At 62.3% G+C, this 15,459-nt stretch carries 13 protein-coding genes; 1 reads left to right on the top strand and 12 read right to left on the bottom strand.

What is annotated here, in order from left to right; genetic code table 11:
- Positions 1 to 14: 14 nt before the first annotated feature.
- Genes I5961_RS14335 through arnB form a run of 9 tightly spaced genes read right to left on the bottom strand, consistent with a single transcriptional unit; the run spans position 15 to position 10,425 of the window.
- Positions 15 to 1,607, bottom strand: a complete 1,593-nt coding sequence (locus I5961_RS14335; protein ID WP_227232621.1) for an ArnT family glycosyltransferase — start codon at positions 1,605 to 1,607, stop codon at positions 15 to 17.
- Entirely contained in the window at positions 1,607 to 2,986 is a 1,380-nt protein-coding gene (locus I5961_RS14330) for a UDP-glucose dehydrogenase family protein (protein ID WP_227232620.1), read from the bottom strand. Before I5961_RS14330 ends, I5961_RS14335 begins: the two co-directional genes overlap by 1 nt.
- Positions 2,983 to 3,387 (bottom strand): 4-amino-4-deoxy-L-arabinose-phosphoundecaprenol flippase subunit ArnF, encoded by a 405-nt coding sequence (gene arnF / locus I5961_RS14325; protein ID WP_227232619.1) that lies wholly within the window; start codon positions 3,385 to 3,387, stop codon positions 2,983 to 2,985. Before arnF ends, I5961_RS14330 begins: the two co-directional genes overlap by 4 nt.
- Positions 3,384 to 3,728 (bottom strand): 4-amino-4-deoxy-L-arabinose-phosphoundecaprenol flippase subunit ArnE, encoded by a 345-nt coding sequence (gene arnE / locus I5961_RS14320; RefSeq protein WP_227232618.1) that lies wholly within the window; start codon positions 3,726 to 3,728, stop codon positions 3,384 to 3,386. The genes arnF and arnE overlap by 4 nt, the downstream gene beginning before the upstream one ends.
- The gene (gene arnT / locus I5961_RS14315) at positions 3,725 to 5,374 is read right to left on the bottom strand and encodes a lipid IV(A) 4-amino-4-deoxy-L-arabinosyltransferase (protein WP_227232617.1); all 1,650 of its coding nucleotides are present in this window, start codon (positions 5,372 to 5,374) and stop codon (positions 3,725 to 3,727) included. Before arnT ends, arnE begins: the two co-directional genes overlap by 4 nt.
- The gene (arnD, locus tag I5961_RS14310; RefSeq protein WP_085702033.1) at positions 5,371 to 6,255 is read right to left on the bottom strand and encodes a 4-deoxy-4-formamido-L-arabinose-phosphoundecaprenol deformylase; all 885 of its coding nucleotides are present in this window, start codon (positions 6,253 to 6,255) and stop codon (positions 5,371 to 5,373) included. Before arnD ends, arnT begins: the two co-directional genes overlap by 4 nt.
- The gene (gene arnA / locus I5961_RS14305) at positions 6,255 to 8,261 is read right to left on the bottom strand and encodes a bifunctional UDP-4-amino-4-deoxy-L-arabinose formyltransferase/UDP-glucuronic acid oxidase ArnA (protein ID WP_227232616.1); all 2,007 of its coding nucleotides are present in this window, start codon (positions 8,259 to 8,261) and stop codon (positions 6,255 to 6,257) included. Before arnA ends, arnD begins: the two co-directional genes overlap by 1 nt.
- Positions 8,258 to 9,280 (bottom strand): undecaprenyl-phosphate 4-deoxy-4-formamido-L-arabinose transferase, encoded by a 1,023-nt coding sequence (arnC, locus tag I5961_RS14300; RefSeq protein WP_227232615.1) that lies wholly within the window; start codon positions 9,278 to 9,280, stop codon positions 8,258 to 8,260. Before arnC ends, arnA begins: the two co-directional genes overlap by 4 nt.
- Positions 9,277 to 10,425, bottom strand: a complete 1,149-nt coding sequence (arnB, locus tag I5961_RS14295; RefSeq protein ID WP_227232614.1) for a UDP-4-amino-4-deoxy-L-arabinose aminotransferase — start codon at positions 10,423 to 10,425, stop codon at positions 9,277 to 9,279. The genes arnC and arnB overlap by 4 nt, the downstream gene beginning before the upstream one ends.
- A gap of 431 nt (positions 10,426 to 10,856) precedes the next feature.
- Between arnB and xerC the strand changes: the two genes are divergently transcribed.
- Positions 10,857 to 11,747, top strand: coding sequence for a tyrosine recombinase XerC (xerC, locus tag I5961_RS14290; protein ID WP_085696090.1), 891 nt, complete (start codon positions 10,857 to 10,859; stop codon positions 11,745 to 11,747).
- Here the strand turns inward: xerC and I5961_RS14285 are convergent, their stop codons facing one another.
- The 3 genes from I5961_RS14285 to I5961_RS14275 are packed head-to-tail and all read right to left on the bottom strand — an operon-like array spanning position 11,748 to position 15,409.
- On the bottom strand, positions 11,748 to 12,800 hold the full coding sequence (locus I5961_RS14285) for an ABC transporter ATP-binding protein (protein WP_227232613.1): 1,053 nt from the start codon (positions 12,798 to 12,800) through the stop codon (positions 11,748 to 11,750).
- Positions 12,797 to 14,392 carry an ABC transporter permease gene (locus I5961_RS14280; RefSeq protein WP_227232612.1) on the bottom strand — a complete coding sequence of 532 codons (1,596 nt, stop codon included), beginning with the start codon at positions 14,390 to 14,392 and terminating at the stop codon, positions 12,797 to 12,799. Before I5961_RS14280 ends, I5961_RS14285 begins: the two co-directional genes overlap by 4 nt.
- Positions 14,393 to 14,395: 3 nt before the next feature.
- A complete protein-coding gene (locus tag I5961_RS14275) occupies positions 14,396 to 15,409 on the bottom strand; it encodes an iron ABC transporter substrate-binding protein (RefSeq protein WP_227232611.1) in 1,014 nt (337 codons plus the stop codon).
- Between the last annotated feature and the right edge of the window lie 50 nt (positions 15,410 to 15,459).

Here is a 15,459-nt window from a genome sequence, read left to right as displayed (position 1 = left end):
TCAAGGCGCGCAGGTTAAGGCGTCAGCCATAGCAACACATAATCGTTTTTGTCGAATCGCCCGCTCAGCACCGGCTGCAACGCCCCGATCGGCGTGCCTTGCAGGGCCAGGTAGTCACTGCGATCCATCATCAGCCACGCCGGCCCCTTGAGTGCTTCGAGTGCCTGCGTGGTTTCGGTGAACAGCGGTTGCAGGTCCTGCTCGACGTTGACCATGAACTTGATCGCCTTGGCGTCCTTGCCCATGCCGTGCAGCACCAGCGGCGCGGGTTGCTCGTGGATCCGCTTTATTACCGCCTGACTGAAGGTTCGCGTGTCATAGAGCTGGCGCTCGACCGGTTCGAACACCAGCGCATAGGCCGACCAGACCGCCAGCACGGCGCTGAACGCGAGGACTTCGGTTCGCCAGCGCGGCAGTCGCAACCGCGACATTGCGGCCAGCTGCAGCAATCCCAGCACGATCATTACCGGTGTCAGGTCGGTCAACGACTCGGGGAACCGTCGCTTCGCCACCCACAACAGGACGATCAACAATCCAGGAATCAATAACCACAAACCCTGCAGGCCGACACGCAGCCAGGCAAACACCCGGCCATGCAACACCTGAAACGGATACGCCGCAATGATCGCCGCCATGGGCAGCATCGGCAGCAGGTAACGGGCCTTTTTCGCCTGCGGAATTGACAGCCCGAGCATCACGATCAACCCCGCCGCCGCGCAATACTGCACCAGTCGCAAGGCCGGGCCGCGCTGCCGCGGTTGGCTCAGCCACGCGGCCGCCAGCGCCAGCAAGGCCAGCGGATACGCCAGCGCGTAGTTGCCCAGCGAGCTGGTGAAGTAATACAGCGAACCGCTGACGCCTTCGCTGCCGTCCATGCGCCCCATGAACTGCATGCGGATCACGTCCTGACGAAACGCCGACCCGCCGCTGAGATCCGCCAGCCACAACAACAGCCCGACGCACGCCGCCAGCAGCAGCGACGCCAGCACACCGAAGGTCAACAGACGCGACCATTGGCGACCCAGCAGGTAGTAACTGCACAGCATGCCGGTCGGCACCACCAGCCCGATCGGCCCGCGAATACCGAACCCCAGCAGCAATAGAAGGAACACCAGCGGCCAGCGTCGAGCGGCAGCGAAATGATCGTGGGCATAGCCGAGGTAGAACACCGAAAACGCCACGGCGGCGAGCATCAGATCCTGCGACACCGCGCGGGTCTCGGTGATGAAGGTGCCGGTGAGCATCAGCAACGCGATGCTGACCACCGCCCAGCGCACGGATGAAGGTGCGAGCAAGCGATACATCAACGTCACGATCACCGCACTGGCAACCGCGCTCGGCAGCCACGCCGTCAGGCTGTTGACCGTGCCGAACGGTAACGACAACAGCCAGATGAACAGCGTCGACAGCGCCGAATAATCCGCGTACGGCTCACCATAAGTGGTGGGAAACACGCTGGGTCCGTGTCGCAGCATTTCCTGGGCGAACAGCACGAAGCGTGAGTCGAAACCGATCGGCGCTTGCCCGTACACGCCGGCAATGAACAACACGAACGCCAGCAGCCCTGCGATCAGGGACTGCCGGCGCAGGGTGGGGGATAACCCCATCAGGCCACGTCCGAAGCGTGCGGCCATTGCTGCAACGGAATCGGCAAGGTGCGCGACTCGCCCCGACCCATCGGGAAGTAATGGAAGCCATTGCGGGCCAGGCGTTCGGCGTCGTACAGGTTGCGGCCGTCGAAGATCACCGGGGCCTTGAGGCGTTGTTGGATCAGGTCGAAATCCGGCGCCTTGAACTGCTGCCATTCGGTGCAGATGATCAGCGCGTCGGAACCGGCGAGCACGGATTCCGGGGTGCCCATCAGCATCAGTTTCGATTCGTCCGGGTACAGATGCTGGGTTTCCTGCATGGCTTCCGGGTCGAACGCCCGCACATTGGCGCCAGCGGCCCACAATGACTCCAGCAGCACCCGGCTCGGCGCGTCGCGCATGTCGTCGGTGTTCGGCTTGAAGGCCAGGCCCCACAGGGCGAAGGTCTTGCCGCGCAGTTCGCCCTTGTAGAACGCGTTGATGCGTTCGAACAACTTGTGTTTCTGCCGCTGGTTGATCGCTTCCACCGCTTGCAGCAAATCACTGGAGCAGTGTGCCTCTTCGGCGCTGTGGATCAGTGCGCGCATGTCTTTTGGGAAGCACGAGCCGCCGTAACCGCAACCGGGGTAGATGAAGTGGTAGCCGATGCGGCTGTCGGCGCCGATGCCCTGACGCACCGATTCGATGTCCGCACCCAGGTGTTCGGCCAGCTCGGCGATCTGGTTGATGAAACTGATCTTGGTCGCCAGCATGCAGTTGGCGGCGTACTTGGTCAGTTCGGCGCTGCGCAGGTCCATGAACATGATGCGGTCATGATTGCGGTTGAACGGCGAGTACAGATCGCGCATCACGTCGCGCACTTCTTCGCGTTCGCAGCCGATGACGATCCGGTCCGGCCGACGGCAATCGGCGACCGCCGAGCCTTCCTTGAGAAATTCCGGGTTGGAGACGATATCGAACTGCAACAGGCGTCCGGCCTTGAGTAGCGCTTTGTCCAGATGGGTGCGCAAGGTGTCGCCGGTGCCGACGGGTACGGTGGATTTCTCCACCAGAATCAGCGGCTGTTCACGGTGGCGGGCCACGGCGTCGCCTACCGAGAGCACGTAACGCAGGTCGGCCGAACCGTCTTCTTTTGACGGGGTGCCGACGGCAATGAACGCGACCTTGCCATGCTGCACCGCGAGTTTTTCATCGCAGGTGAATTGCAGGCGCCCGGCGTCCAGGCCTTCGCGGACCAGGCTGGCCAGCCCCGGCTCGAAGATGCTGACGTGGCCCTGACGCAGCAGTTCGACTTTTTTCTCGTCGATGTCCATGCACACCACGTCATGGCCGACTTCGGCCAGCACGGCGGCCTGCACCAGGCCGACATAACCGCTACCAAACACTGTGATTTTCATGGCGAACTCCTCAATTCGGGCGCACGGGCCGGACGAGTATTGATGGTGATGACCCCGAGCATGACCAGCGCCACGCCCAGTGATTTGGAGAAACTGAAGGATTCGTTGAACCACGGCAGGCTGGCCGCCAGCAGATACACCAGCGCATAGCTGATGCTCAGCAGCGAATAGGCCCGGCCCAGTGGCAGATCGCGCAGGGCGGCGAGCCAGCAGAGCATCGACAGCGCATAGGCGAAGATCGCCGCGAACACCACGGCCAGCGCGACTGAATCGACACCGGGCACGGTCAGCCACTGATCCGGTCGGGGCAGGCGCGTCATGCTCCAGCGCATGCTCAGTTGCGCCACGCTCACCAGCAGCACGCTGGCCAGGGCGAAGAAAATTCCACGGCGCCGGTTCATGACTGTTGCCCCAACAACGCTACGCCGCCGATCACCAGCAACACGCCGAACCAGTGCTGAATGTCGACGGGCTCCTTGAACGCGAAACGGGCGATCAGGGTGATGATCACGAAATTCAGGCTGAGCATCGGGTAGGCGATGCCGACCGGCAGGCGCTGCAACACCAGCAACCACACCAGCAATCCGCCGCCGAGGGCAAACAGGGCCAGCCACAGCCACGGCGAGCGCACTTTGCGCGACCACGTCAGGCTCGCGCCGCGCCAGCTCTCGACGGCGAATTTCTGCGCGACCTGGCCCAGGCAGGTCAGCAGGCAGGCGAGCAACAGCAACCACAGGCTCATGACGCCTCCTGCGGAAGCATCATGATCACCAGATTGCCTTGCTCATAACGAACGCCGTCCTTGGGCAGTCTGTCGAGTTCGTCCAGTTCGTCTTGCCCCTTGACCCGCATCACCACGCCGACCGAACCGGTCTTGCGGGCTTCGCGCATCCACTGTTGCACCTGATCGGGATCGACCCGTTGTTGAATGCCGTCAGGATAGGCAAGCCCATATTTCAATTCGCCTATCGTGTTGTATAGCGCGACCTGCGGACGTTTCAGGCGCCAGGACAGGGCCGATGCGGCGCCCAGGTCGTTGCTCAGCAGGTGCGTGGCGCTTGCCAGTTCCGTTTGATGGGCGAGGATGAACTGGTCTGGCATCTTGTTCGCCACCACCGATTTGGGCAGCGCTGCCGGCAGCAATGCGATCAGCAGCAAACTGCCCACCGCCGGCGCCGCCCAGCATTGCAACGGACGAAACGCTTGCAGCAGGTTGCTGATGATCCAGCCGGTCAGGGCGATGAACACCAGCACCAGACTGTGCAATTCGTGGTCGTACAGCGGGCGCTTGAGCTGCACGTAAACCAGCCCGATCAGCGTGACGATGCCCAGCAACAGGTTCAGCAGGCCATTGAGGCCCAGTGCCCGGCCTTGCTCCAGGCGCAGGCGATCGGCCAGTGCATGGCCCAGCAGCAACGCCAGCGGCAGCAGGCACGGCAAAATGTAGGTCGGCAACTTGCCGTTGCTCAGACTGAAGAACAGCAGCGGCATCAGCAGCCACAGGCCGAGAAACGCAATGCTCGTATCACGACGGGTCTGCCACGCCTGTTTCAGCGCCACCGGCAGCATTCCCACCCACGGCAGACTGAACGCCACCAGCAGCGGCAGATAGAACCACCACGGCGCGTCATGCTGGGCATCGTCGCCGGCAAACCGGCGGATGTGCTCGTGCCAGAAGAAAAATCGCCAGTAATCCGGTTCCTGACCGTGCACCGCCAACACCCACGGCAGGCTGACGATGATCGCTACGGCAATCGCAATCGGGCCGTACAGCAGCAATTCCTTCCAGCGCTTTTGCCAGAGCATCCACGGCAAGGCGATCAGCACCGGCAGCAGCCAGGCGAGAAACCCCTTGGTCATGAACCCCATGCCGCACGCCAGGCCCAGCACCGCCCAACCGGCCATGCGCTGGCCGTTGGAACGGCTGTCGAGGGCAAACCACAGCGCCACCAGACTCAGGTTGACCCAAAAGGTGAATTGCGGGTCAAGGTTGGCGTAACCGGCCTGGCCGGCAACGATGACGAAGCTCATGTAGAGCAGGGCGCAGACGAAGCTTTTGCGCGGGTCATTCCACAAACGGCGGGCGATGAGAAAACACAGCAACACGCTCAGCCCGGTGCTCAGGGCCGAGGCAAACCGCACGCCGAACAGGTTCTGCCCGAACACGGCCTGCCCGAGGGCGATCATCCAGTACCCGGCCGCTGGTTTTTCGAAGTAGCGCAGGTTCATGAAATGCGGCGACACCCAGTTGCCGCTCAGCAGCATGTCCTGGCTGATCTGCGCATAACGGGTTTCATCGGGAATCCACAGACCATGACTGCCCAGCGGCAGTAAATAGGCCAGCAGAAAAATCCCCAGCAACAGCGGTAATGCCCAGCGTTTGCTCATGCGCCTTGCACTCCCAGCCAGCCTTCGCGGCCTTCGAGGGCGCCGCGTTGCACACGGCCGACGGGCAGGGTGTTGAGAAACTCGGGCAGCAAGTCGCCCAGCGGCTGAAAGTGGATATGTCGCTGGCGTGCGTCGGCCAGCAGTCGACGAAAATCTTCGGCCATCAGAATCCCTTCTACTTCGGCGTGAATGGTGTAGACGTTGAGGTTGTCCGGGCGGAACCGGTCGAGGATGAAAGCGTTGAAATCCTTCGCCGCCACACTCGGCCCGACCACTTCATCGAAGGTCGGCAGGTCCACCGGAATCTGCGGCGCGCCGACCGAGCCGTCAGACAGCAATGGGCGAAACAGCCGCTGCCCACGGCAATCGCTGTTGTAGCGAAAGCCGAAGGCTTGTTTGGCTTCGATCACACGCTCGTCCGCACGCCAACCGGCGGCGGCTGAACACATGACCTTTTCGCCGAGGATGTCGCTCAAGGTGTCGACGCCCTGACGGATCTGCTCGACCAGTTGCGCATCGCTCCAGCGCCCGGCATTGGCCTGCCAGCCGTGGTGATCCCAGGCGTGCAGGCCGACCTCGTGGCCGGCGGCCCGGGCCTGACGCATCAGGTGCCCGAGGTCGCGGCCGATCGGTTTGCCCGGCCACGCCGTGCCTGCGAGCAGGATGTCCCAGCCGTACAGACCGGCGGCATTGGAGCGCAGCATTTTCCAGAGGAACTGCGGACGGATCAGGCGCCACAGATGCCGGCCCATGTTGTCCGGACCGACACTGAAGAAAAACGTCGCCTTGATCTGCGCTTCATCGAGAATTTCCAGCAAGCGCGGCACGCCTTCGCGGGTGCCGCGATAGGTGTCGACATCGATGCGCAATCCGGCCTGCATCAGCATGCCTCTTTATGAGGGCGCTTCTCGATTTCCAGCATCGCTTCACGCAGGAAGAAATCCAGCGTGTTGCCGATGGTCTCGCGCATTTCCACGGTCGGCGTCCAGTCCAGCAGGCGCTTGGCGTTGGCGATGCTCGGTTTGCGGTGCTCGACGTCCTGGTAGCCGGCGCCGTAGAACGCCTTGCTTTCGACGTCGCGGAAACCGGCGAACGGCGGGAAGTTGGAACGCAGCGGATGCGCTTCGAACTGGCGCAACAGTTCTTCGCCCAACTGACGAATGCTCGCCTCGTTGTCCGGGTTGCCGATGTTGATGATCTGGCCGTTGCAGACGTCGTTGTCGTTATCGATGATCCGCGCCAGCGCCTCGACGCCATCGGCGATGTCGGTGAAGCAGCGTTTCTGCTCGCCACCATCGAACAGGCGGATCGGCGTGCCTTCCACCAGATTGAGGATTAACTGGGTGATGGCGCGGGAGCTGCCGATACGCGCCGAATCAAGGCGATCCAGTCGTGGCCCCATCCAGTTGAAGGGACGGAACAGGGTGAAGTTCAACCCTTTGGCGCCATACGCCCAGATCACCCGGTCCAGCAGTTGCTTGGACACCGAGTAGATCCAGCGCTGCTTGTTGATCGGGCCAACGATCAGGTTCGAGGTGTCTTCGTCGAAGTGCTTGTCCTGGCACATGCCATAGACTTCCGAGGTCGACGGGAAGATCACGCGCTTGTTGTATTTGACGCAGTAGCGCACCAGCTTGAGGTTTTCTTCGAAGTCGAGCTCGAACACCCGCAGCGGATTGCGCGTGTATTCGATTGGCGTGGCGATGGCCACCAGCGGCAGGACCACGTCGCATTTCTTGATGTGGTACTCGATCCATTCCGAGTGAATGCTGATGTCGCCTTCGACGAAGTGAAAACGCGGATGGCTGCGCAGTCGGTCGATGGCATCGGAACCGATGTCCAGGCCATAGACTTCGTAGCGCTCGTCACGCAGCAGGCGCTCGGACAAATGGTTGCCGATGAAACCGTTGACACCGAGGATCAGCACCCGTGTGTGGCGCGGGCCACGGCCGGACTCGGCACCGCGCAGCAGCGAACCGTCCACCAGACCCAGTTCATTGGCCAGTTGCGGGCCGCTCAGGTACAGGCCGTTGTCGTTGCGCTGACCGGCGTTGATCACCAGCGAGTCCTCACCGCAGGCGATGCGCAGCGGATCGACGCTGATGACCCGGCCCGGCGCCTGGCCTTCGTTGCCCTTGACGACTTCGGCGCTCCACACAATCAGCTTGTGCTCGCCCACGGCGCAGAAGGCGCCGGGGTAGGGCTGGGTCACGGCCCGCACCAGATTGAACAGTTTTTCCGCCGGTTGCGCCCAGACCAGTTTGCCGTCCGCCGGAGTGCGACGGCCGAACACCGTGGCTTTGGATTCGTCTTGCGGAGTTTCGGTGAGTTGGCCCTGAAGCATCGCCGGCAAAGCGTCGCGCAACAGGTCGCTGGCGGCAGTGCGCAATTTTCCGTGCAGGCTCAGCGCCGTGTCGACGCGCTCGATGGCGACGCGCTGCTGGGCGACGATGGCGCCAGCGTCGGCACGTTTGACCATGCGGTGCAGGGTCACGCCGGTCTCGGTTTCGCCGTTGACCAGCACCCAGTTGGCCGGCGCGCGGCCACGATAGCGCGGCAGCAACGAGCCGTGCAGGTTGAAGGCGCCTTTTTTGGCCAGCGCCAGCAGGGGCTCGCTCAGCAGGTGGCGATAGTAGAAGGAGAAGATGTAGTCCGGATCGAGCTTGGCAATCCGCTCGATCCACAACGGGTGGTTGGCGTCTTCCGGGGCATGAACCGCAATGCCTTTGTTGGCGCACAGTTGTGCAACCGAGGCGTAGAAGGTGTTCTCCTTCGGATCATCGGCATGGGTAAACACCGCCGCAATGTCATAGCCACTGTCGAGCAGGGCTTGAATGCCGGCGCAGCCAATATCGTGGTAAGCGAAGACAACGGTTTTTGCGCTCATGAGAGAACCTGATCAGACGTGGAGTTGGAATTGAGGCCGTCAACGGTGATGGCTGGAACCGGCTTGGCGGGGTGCCCGCGCAGGACCTTTTCGATGAAGAAACGCGGGCGGGCGCGCACATCGCTGTACATGCGGCCCAGGTATTCGCCCAGCAGGCCCATGCCGATGAACTGGCCACCGGTGAACACGAACAGCACGGCGAACAGCACGAACAGGCCATCGCCGGCCCAGCCGGCGCCAAACGCCAGGCGCATGACAATCAGCGCCGCCGCGAACAGCACGCCGAGCCCGGCCATGGCGAAGCCGATGATGCTCAGCAGGCGCAGGGGCGTGGTGGTCATGCAGGTGATCAAGTCGAACATCAGGTTGATCAGGCGCATCGGGCTGTATTTCGAATCGCCGTGTTCGCGCTCGGCGTGGGCCACGGGGATTTCGGTGGTGTGGCGGGCGAAGCTGTTGGCGAGGATCGGAATGAATGTGCTGCGTTCGCGGCAGGCGAGCATCGCGTCGATGATGGTGCGGCGGTAGGCGCGGAGCATGCAGCCGTAGTCGCTCATGGCGACACCGGTTGAGCGTTGCACGGCGAGGTTGATCAGTTTCGACGGATAGCGGCGCAACGCCGAGTCCTGACGATTGCCGCGCACGGTGCCGACCACGTCGTAGCCCTTTTCGGCCTCGGCCACCAGACGCGGGATTTCTTCCGGCGGGTTCTGCAGGTCGGCGTCGAGGGTGATCACCACGTCGCCCTTGCACTGTTCGAAGCCGGCCATGATCGCGGCGTGCTGACCGTAGTTGCGGTTGAGGATGACCGCCACGAATGGGCTGTCCTCGACTAACGCGGCGTCTTCGAGCAACTGCGCAGAGGCGTCGCGACTGCCGTCATCGACCAGCACAATTTCGTAGTCATGGCGCAATTGCTGGCAGGCGGCGCGGGTGCGGCGCAGCAGTTCCGGCAGGCTGTCTTCTTCGTTGTAGACCGGGATGACGATCGACACGCAATGAATCGGATAAGGTCTCACGGGCGTTTCCCCATCAGGTGTTCAATGGCCCCGACGACCCGGTCCAGATCATGGTCGGTCATGTCGGGGAACAAGGGAATCGAGCACAGCCGCGCCGAGTTCCACTCGGTGTCAGGCAAGGACAAGTGCGGGTCACGCTGGCGATACCAGGTGTGCAGGTGGGTGGCGATGAAGTGGATGCCGGTGCCGATGCCTTGCTCCTGCAAACCCTTCATGAAGGCTTCGCGATCGATCCCGCAGCGCTCGCTGTCGATGCGCAGGATGAACAGGTGCCAGGCGTGCTGTTGCGCGTAATGCGGAACCGCCAGCGGTTGCACCGGCAGGCCTTCGAGTTTTTGCAGGTATTGCGTGGCCAGTTCGGTGCGGCGGGCGTTGATTGCGTCCAGACGTTCCAGTTGCACCAGCGCAATCGCCGCGTTGATGTCGGCCAGGTTGTATTTGAAACCGGGCTCGATCACCTGGGCCTGGGGTTTGCGGCCATGGGTCAAACGGTCGTAGGCATCGACGCCCAGGCCATGGAACTTGAGCATGCGCACGCGGTTGGCCAGGGCTTGGTCGTCGGTGACGAACATCGCGCCTTCGGCGCAGGTCATGTTCTTGATCGCGTGGAATGAGAAGATCGCGGTGCCATGCGAACCGACGTGGCGGCCCTTATAGCGGGTTCCGGCGGCATGGGCGGCGTCTTCGATCACGGCGATGCCGTGCTTGTCGGCCAGCGCGTACAGCGGATCAAGGTCGAACGCGGCGCCGGCGTAATGCACGGGAATGATCGCTTTGGTACGCGGGGTAATGGCGGCTTCGATGCGCGCGGCGTCGGTCATCAGGGTGTCGCGGTCGACATCGACGAACACTGGCGTGGCGCCGAGCAGGGAAATCATGTTGGCGGTGGACACCCAGGTCTGCGACGGGGTGATGACTTCATCGCCGGGGCCGATGCCCAGCGCCAGCAACGTTACATGCATGGCACCGGTGGCCGAGGAAAGTGCCACGGCATGCCGGCAACCGACGTACTGCGCAAACTGTTCTTCAAGTGCCTGGTTTTTCGGCCCGGTGGTGATCCAGCCGGACCGCAGTACTTGCTCTACGGCGGCAATTTCTTCGTCGCCGATACTGGGGCGAGAGAAGGGGAGAAACGCCTGACTCATGCACACCTCATTGCAAAGAAAAAAGAAATAGATCCAATAGGAAATCGGATCCAATCAAAGCGTAGACGCGAAAAAATCCTTTGCATCAATAAGTTGCCAAGACGACATAACGTCGGGTTCGGTTGACATTTCAGGCGTTGCCCGGCAGGTTGGGCAGCGCCGGCACAGGACTCAGTGGAATTAAGGTTATGCCCGTTTTTGTGAAAGGAACATGAAAAACCGGTCGGCGAATCGTTTATCTGAAACCCATACAGCCACTGTTCAGACTTCTACCGCTTATCGCGGTTTTTAGTAGAAAAGTCCTACGGAAGTGTTCCCCTTATATTAAAAATGTTGCAGTTGTTAGTTGCTGTGTTGAACTGTTTTTACTCAAGGCCCGACGTTTGATTGACTTACCCGTTGCATCCCCCGACACCCTGAAAACCAACCCGATGACCGTGTATCTGGCGCGTCTGGCTCCCTCCAGCCAACTGACCATGCGTTACGTTCTGCAAGATGCCGCCGACCGTCTCGGCTTCGAAGACATGAACGTCGAAGACATTCCCTGGCATGCACTGCAACCGGAAGATGTGGTTGCGTTAGTCGCCGCATTGCGCGCCGACAATTACGCGCCGAATACGTCTTCGCTGTATGTAAACGCGATTCGCGGTGTGATGAATGAAGCCTGGCGCATGAGTCTTATCAGCCAGGAACATCTATTGAAGATGCGCTCGGTCAAAGGCATTGCCGGTACACGACTGTCTCAGGGGCGCAACTTGAAGCGCACGCTGATACATGAATTGATGGAAGTCTGCGCGGCCGATCCGCGACCGCAAGGTTTGCGTGATGCGGCGGTGATTGCGCTGTTGTACGGCACCGGCATGCGCAAGTCGGAGTCGGTGGATCTGGACCTCAATCAGGTGGACTTCAACGAGCGCAGTCTGTGCGTCACCGCCAAGGGCAATAAACAACTGATCAAGTACGCGCCAGCCTGGGCGTTCGCCAAACTGAATGCCTGGCTGGAGTTTCGTCGCTCGGAACTCAAGGAAGGCGAGAGCGACGACACGTTTCTGTTCAACCGCATCCGCCGTGGCAGCCACATCACCCGTGAGCGCATTACCAAGCACGCGATCTATTACATTGCCCGCCAGCGCGGGACCCAGGTCGGTGTGAAAATCATGCCCCATGATTTCCGTCGTTCGTTCATCACTCGGGTGATCGAAGAACACGACCTGTCGATCGCCCAGAAGCTGGCCCACCACAGCAACATCCAGACGACCGCCAGCTACGACGTGCGCGACGACAACGAGCGGCGCCGCGCGGTGGATCGCTTCGACCTGTAGTCAGGGCATCGCAAAGACGTGGGCTGCCCCCAGAATGGACAACTGCACGGTGCTGCCGGCCGGTGGCGCGTGCATGCCGGAGCTGCGTACCAGCAATGAGCGGCCGGGGCTGGCCCGGGAGCGAAGTTCCACGGTCAGGGTGCAGACGTTGCCGCCGAAGTCTCGATCAGTGACCACTGCGTGGCAGCCGTCCGGGTCGGGCGGGATGTCCGAGAGTTGAAGTTGTTCAGGCCGCAGCATGATCTGCGCGGCGCCGGAAAAACCGTTGGTGTTGACCGCCACCCGACCCAGATCGCAATGGGCCCAGCCGGCTTCGATCCGGGCGGGCATGACCACGGCTTCGCCGAGAAAATGCGCGGTCTGTTCGTCGCAGGGATAGCGGTAGAGGTCCATCGGATGCCCCGACTGCACCAGACGACCGTCGCGCATGACGGCCAACTGGTCGGCGAACGACAGCGCTTCGCCCTGATCGTGGGTCACCAGAATCGTGGTCACGCCGGCATCCTCCAGCAGGCGCGCGACCATTTTGCGCATGGCGCCGCGCAAGCCGGTGTCGAGGGCGGAAAAGGGCTCGTCGAGCAGCATCAGGCGTGGCCGCTGGGCCAGTGCGCGAGCGAGTGACACCCGTTGTTGCTGGCCGCCGGACAGTTCGTGGGGCCAACGCGCAGCCATGTCGGCGTTCAGGGCGACGCTGTCCATCAGTGCCTGAATGCGTTCGGTTCGGGTGCCGCCGGTTTCCGTCAGTCCGAATCCGATGTTGTCGGCCACGGTCATGTGCGGGAACAGCGCACCGTCCTGCGGCACGTAACCAATCTGCCGTTGATACGCGGGTACGGCGTGGGTGCTGTCGACCAGGGTCTGGCCGTTGAGCGTGAGGCTGCCGGCGTCGGGGAATTCGAACCCGGCGATCATCCGCAACAGGGTGGTCTTGCCGGAGCCGGAGGGGCCGACGATCACTGTGCGGCTGCCGGTCGGGACGGACAGGTTGACGGAGTCCAGCGCCGTTTGTGCGCCGAAGGCTTTGCTTAATGAGTTGATTTCGAGAGCGTTCATCGGCCGGCACTGCGCCTGGATTGGTGATAGAGGATGGCCGTGAGCGGCAGCGACAACAGCACCATCAGCAGCGCGTAAGGCGCTGCGGCGGCGTAGTCGATTTCGCTGGTCATGGCCCAGAAACCGGTGGCCAGGGTGCGCGTGCCGTTGGGCGCGAGCAGCAGGGTCGCGGTCAGTTCATTGGTGATCGCCAGAAATACCAGCGCCGCGCCCGCCGCCGCACCGGGCGCCGCCAGACGCAAGGTGATCTGCCACAGGGCGCGCAACGGTGAGCGCCCGAGGCTTTGCGCGATGTTTTCCAGCTCGACCGGCGCCTGCGCAAACCCGGCGCGCAGGCTGACCAGTGCCCGGGGCAGAAACATCAGCAGATAGGCCAGCAGCACGGTGATCGTGGTCTGGTAGATCGGTCGGGCGAAATGGATGGTCACGGTCACCAGTGCCAGCGCCACGACGATTCCCGGCAGCGCGCTGGTGATGTAATTGCAGCCTTCGAGCAGGCGCTGCAGCTTGCCGGGGGCACGAATTGACAGCCAGGCAATCGGGATCGCCGCGAGGCTGGTCAACAGCGCACCGGCCACCCCGAACGACAGCGTTTGCAGCAACGCCGGCAGCAATTCGTTGCCTTGCCAGACCTCGGCGCCGCCGGCGATCAGCCATTTGCCGAGGGTCAGCAACGGCACGCCGAGCGCCAGCAGGCAGGTCAGGCCTTGCAGGCACAAGCCCAGCGCGGCAGTGCGCCGATGCAGGCGCACGGTGCGTTGTTCGCGAGCGCTGCCGGAGCCGACGCGGGCGTATCGCGCATGACCACGGGCGCCGGATTCCACCATCAGCATCGCCAGGCAACACAGCGCCAATACACTGGCGAGCATGTTGGCGGCCGGGCCGTTAAAGGTTGACTTGAACTGGTCGAAAATCGCCGTGGTGAAAGTGTCGAAGCGGATCATCGCGTACAGGCCGTATTCCGCCAGCAAGTGCAGACCGACCAGCAACGCACCGCCGCAGATCGCCAGGCGCAGTTGCGGCAACACCACCCGGAAAAACACTGCCCACGGCTTGAGGCCGAGGGATTCGGCGACGTCTTCAATCGCCGGATCGAGGCGGCGCAACGTCGCTGCAATCGGCAAGTACAGAAACGGAAAATAGGCGATCACCGACACCAGCACCCCGGCCGGCAATCCATTGATCGACGGAATCAGACTGACCCACGCGTAGCTGTGCACGAACGCCGGCACCGCCAGCGGGGCGACCGCCAGCAATGACCACAGCCGTCGCCCCGGGAGGTCGGTACGTTCGGTCAGCCACGCCAGAGTGGTGCCGAGCACGATGCAGATCGGCAGCGTGATCAGTACCAGCAGCACGGTGTTGATCAGCAGCTCGGCCACCCGAGGGCGGAAGACCAAAGCTTCGATGGTTGCCCAGCCGGTGTACCACGACACGCCGATCACAAAGCCGATCGGCACCAACGACAACAGCGACACCGCGATGGCCAGCACGACCACCCACGGACTCCCGCGTCCGTTGAGGGCGCGGGTCCTGCGTGACAAATGGGCGGAGGGCGTCGCAACGATCTCCGCGGGCAGCGATTCAGGCATCAATTACAGCAGTCCTGCCTGGGTCATCAGTTCGACGGCTTTCTTGCTGTCGAGCTTCGATGCATCGACTTTCGGCGCGTCCAGGTCCTTCAACGGCACCAGTTTCGGATTGGAACCGGCGTCCTTGCCAACGGCGTATTCAAAAGAATTGCCGGTACGCAACACTTCCTGGCCTTGCTTGCCGGTGATGTATTGGAGGAATTTCTGCGCGTCTTCCTGGTGTTTGCTGGAAGCCAGCACGCCGCCACCGGAAATGCTCACGAATGCGCCCGGATCCTGATGCTTGAAGTAGTGCAGGGCGGTGTTCTTGCTGTTTTCGCCGGTCTTGGCCTGATCGACGAAAGCGTAATAGTGATAGATCACGCCGCTGTCGACTTGTCCGGCGTTCACCGCTTTGAGCACCGAGCTGTTGCCACGGTAGGCGGTGAAGTTGGCTTTCATGCCCTTGAGCCATTCGAGGGTGGCGGCTTCGCCTTTCTGTTGCAGCACGGCGGCGACGATCGCCTGGAAATCCGCACCGGCAGGCGACGCGGCCCAGCGACCTTTCCAGGCCGGGCTTGCGAGGTCCATCAGCGATTTGGGCAGGTCTTTTTCCGACAGCTTGGCCGGGTTGTAGACGAACACCGTGGAGCGCGCGGCGATACCGACCCAATGGCCGTGGGCCGGGCGATACGCCGCATCGACTTGTTCGAGGGTCGCCGGAGCCACGGGCGCGAACAGCTTGGCGTTGTCCACCAGCACCATGGCCGGGGAGTTTTCCGTCAGGAACACATCCGCTGGCGACGCCGCACCTTCCTGCACGATCTGATTGCCCATTTCCGTATCGTCGCCGTTGCGCACCGTGACCGGAATCCCGGTTTCTTCGGTGAACCCGGCCACCCAGGCCTTGGTCAGGGTTTCGTGCTGGGCGTTGTAGACCAGAAGGCCGACTGAATCGGCGGCAAAGGCCTGCCCGGCAGCGAGCAGCGCAGTCGCCAGCGCGGCCTGTTTCAGGAAGGACGGAAGGGATGGACTCATGGCGGGGCAGCTCCTGTTTTTTAGACGTTCATGGGCAAGCGTTCGCGTGA

This window comes from Pseudomonas sp. IAC-BECa141, from assembly GCF_020544405.1.
Classification (GTDB): Bacteria; Pseudomonadota; Gammaproteobacteria; order Pseudomonadales; family Pseudomonadaceae; genus Aquipseudomonas.
This window is presented reverse-complemented; position numbering and strand designations above follow the sequence as displayed.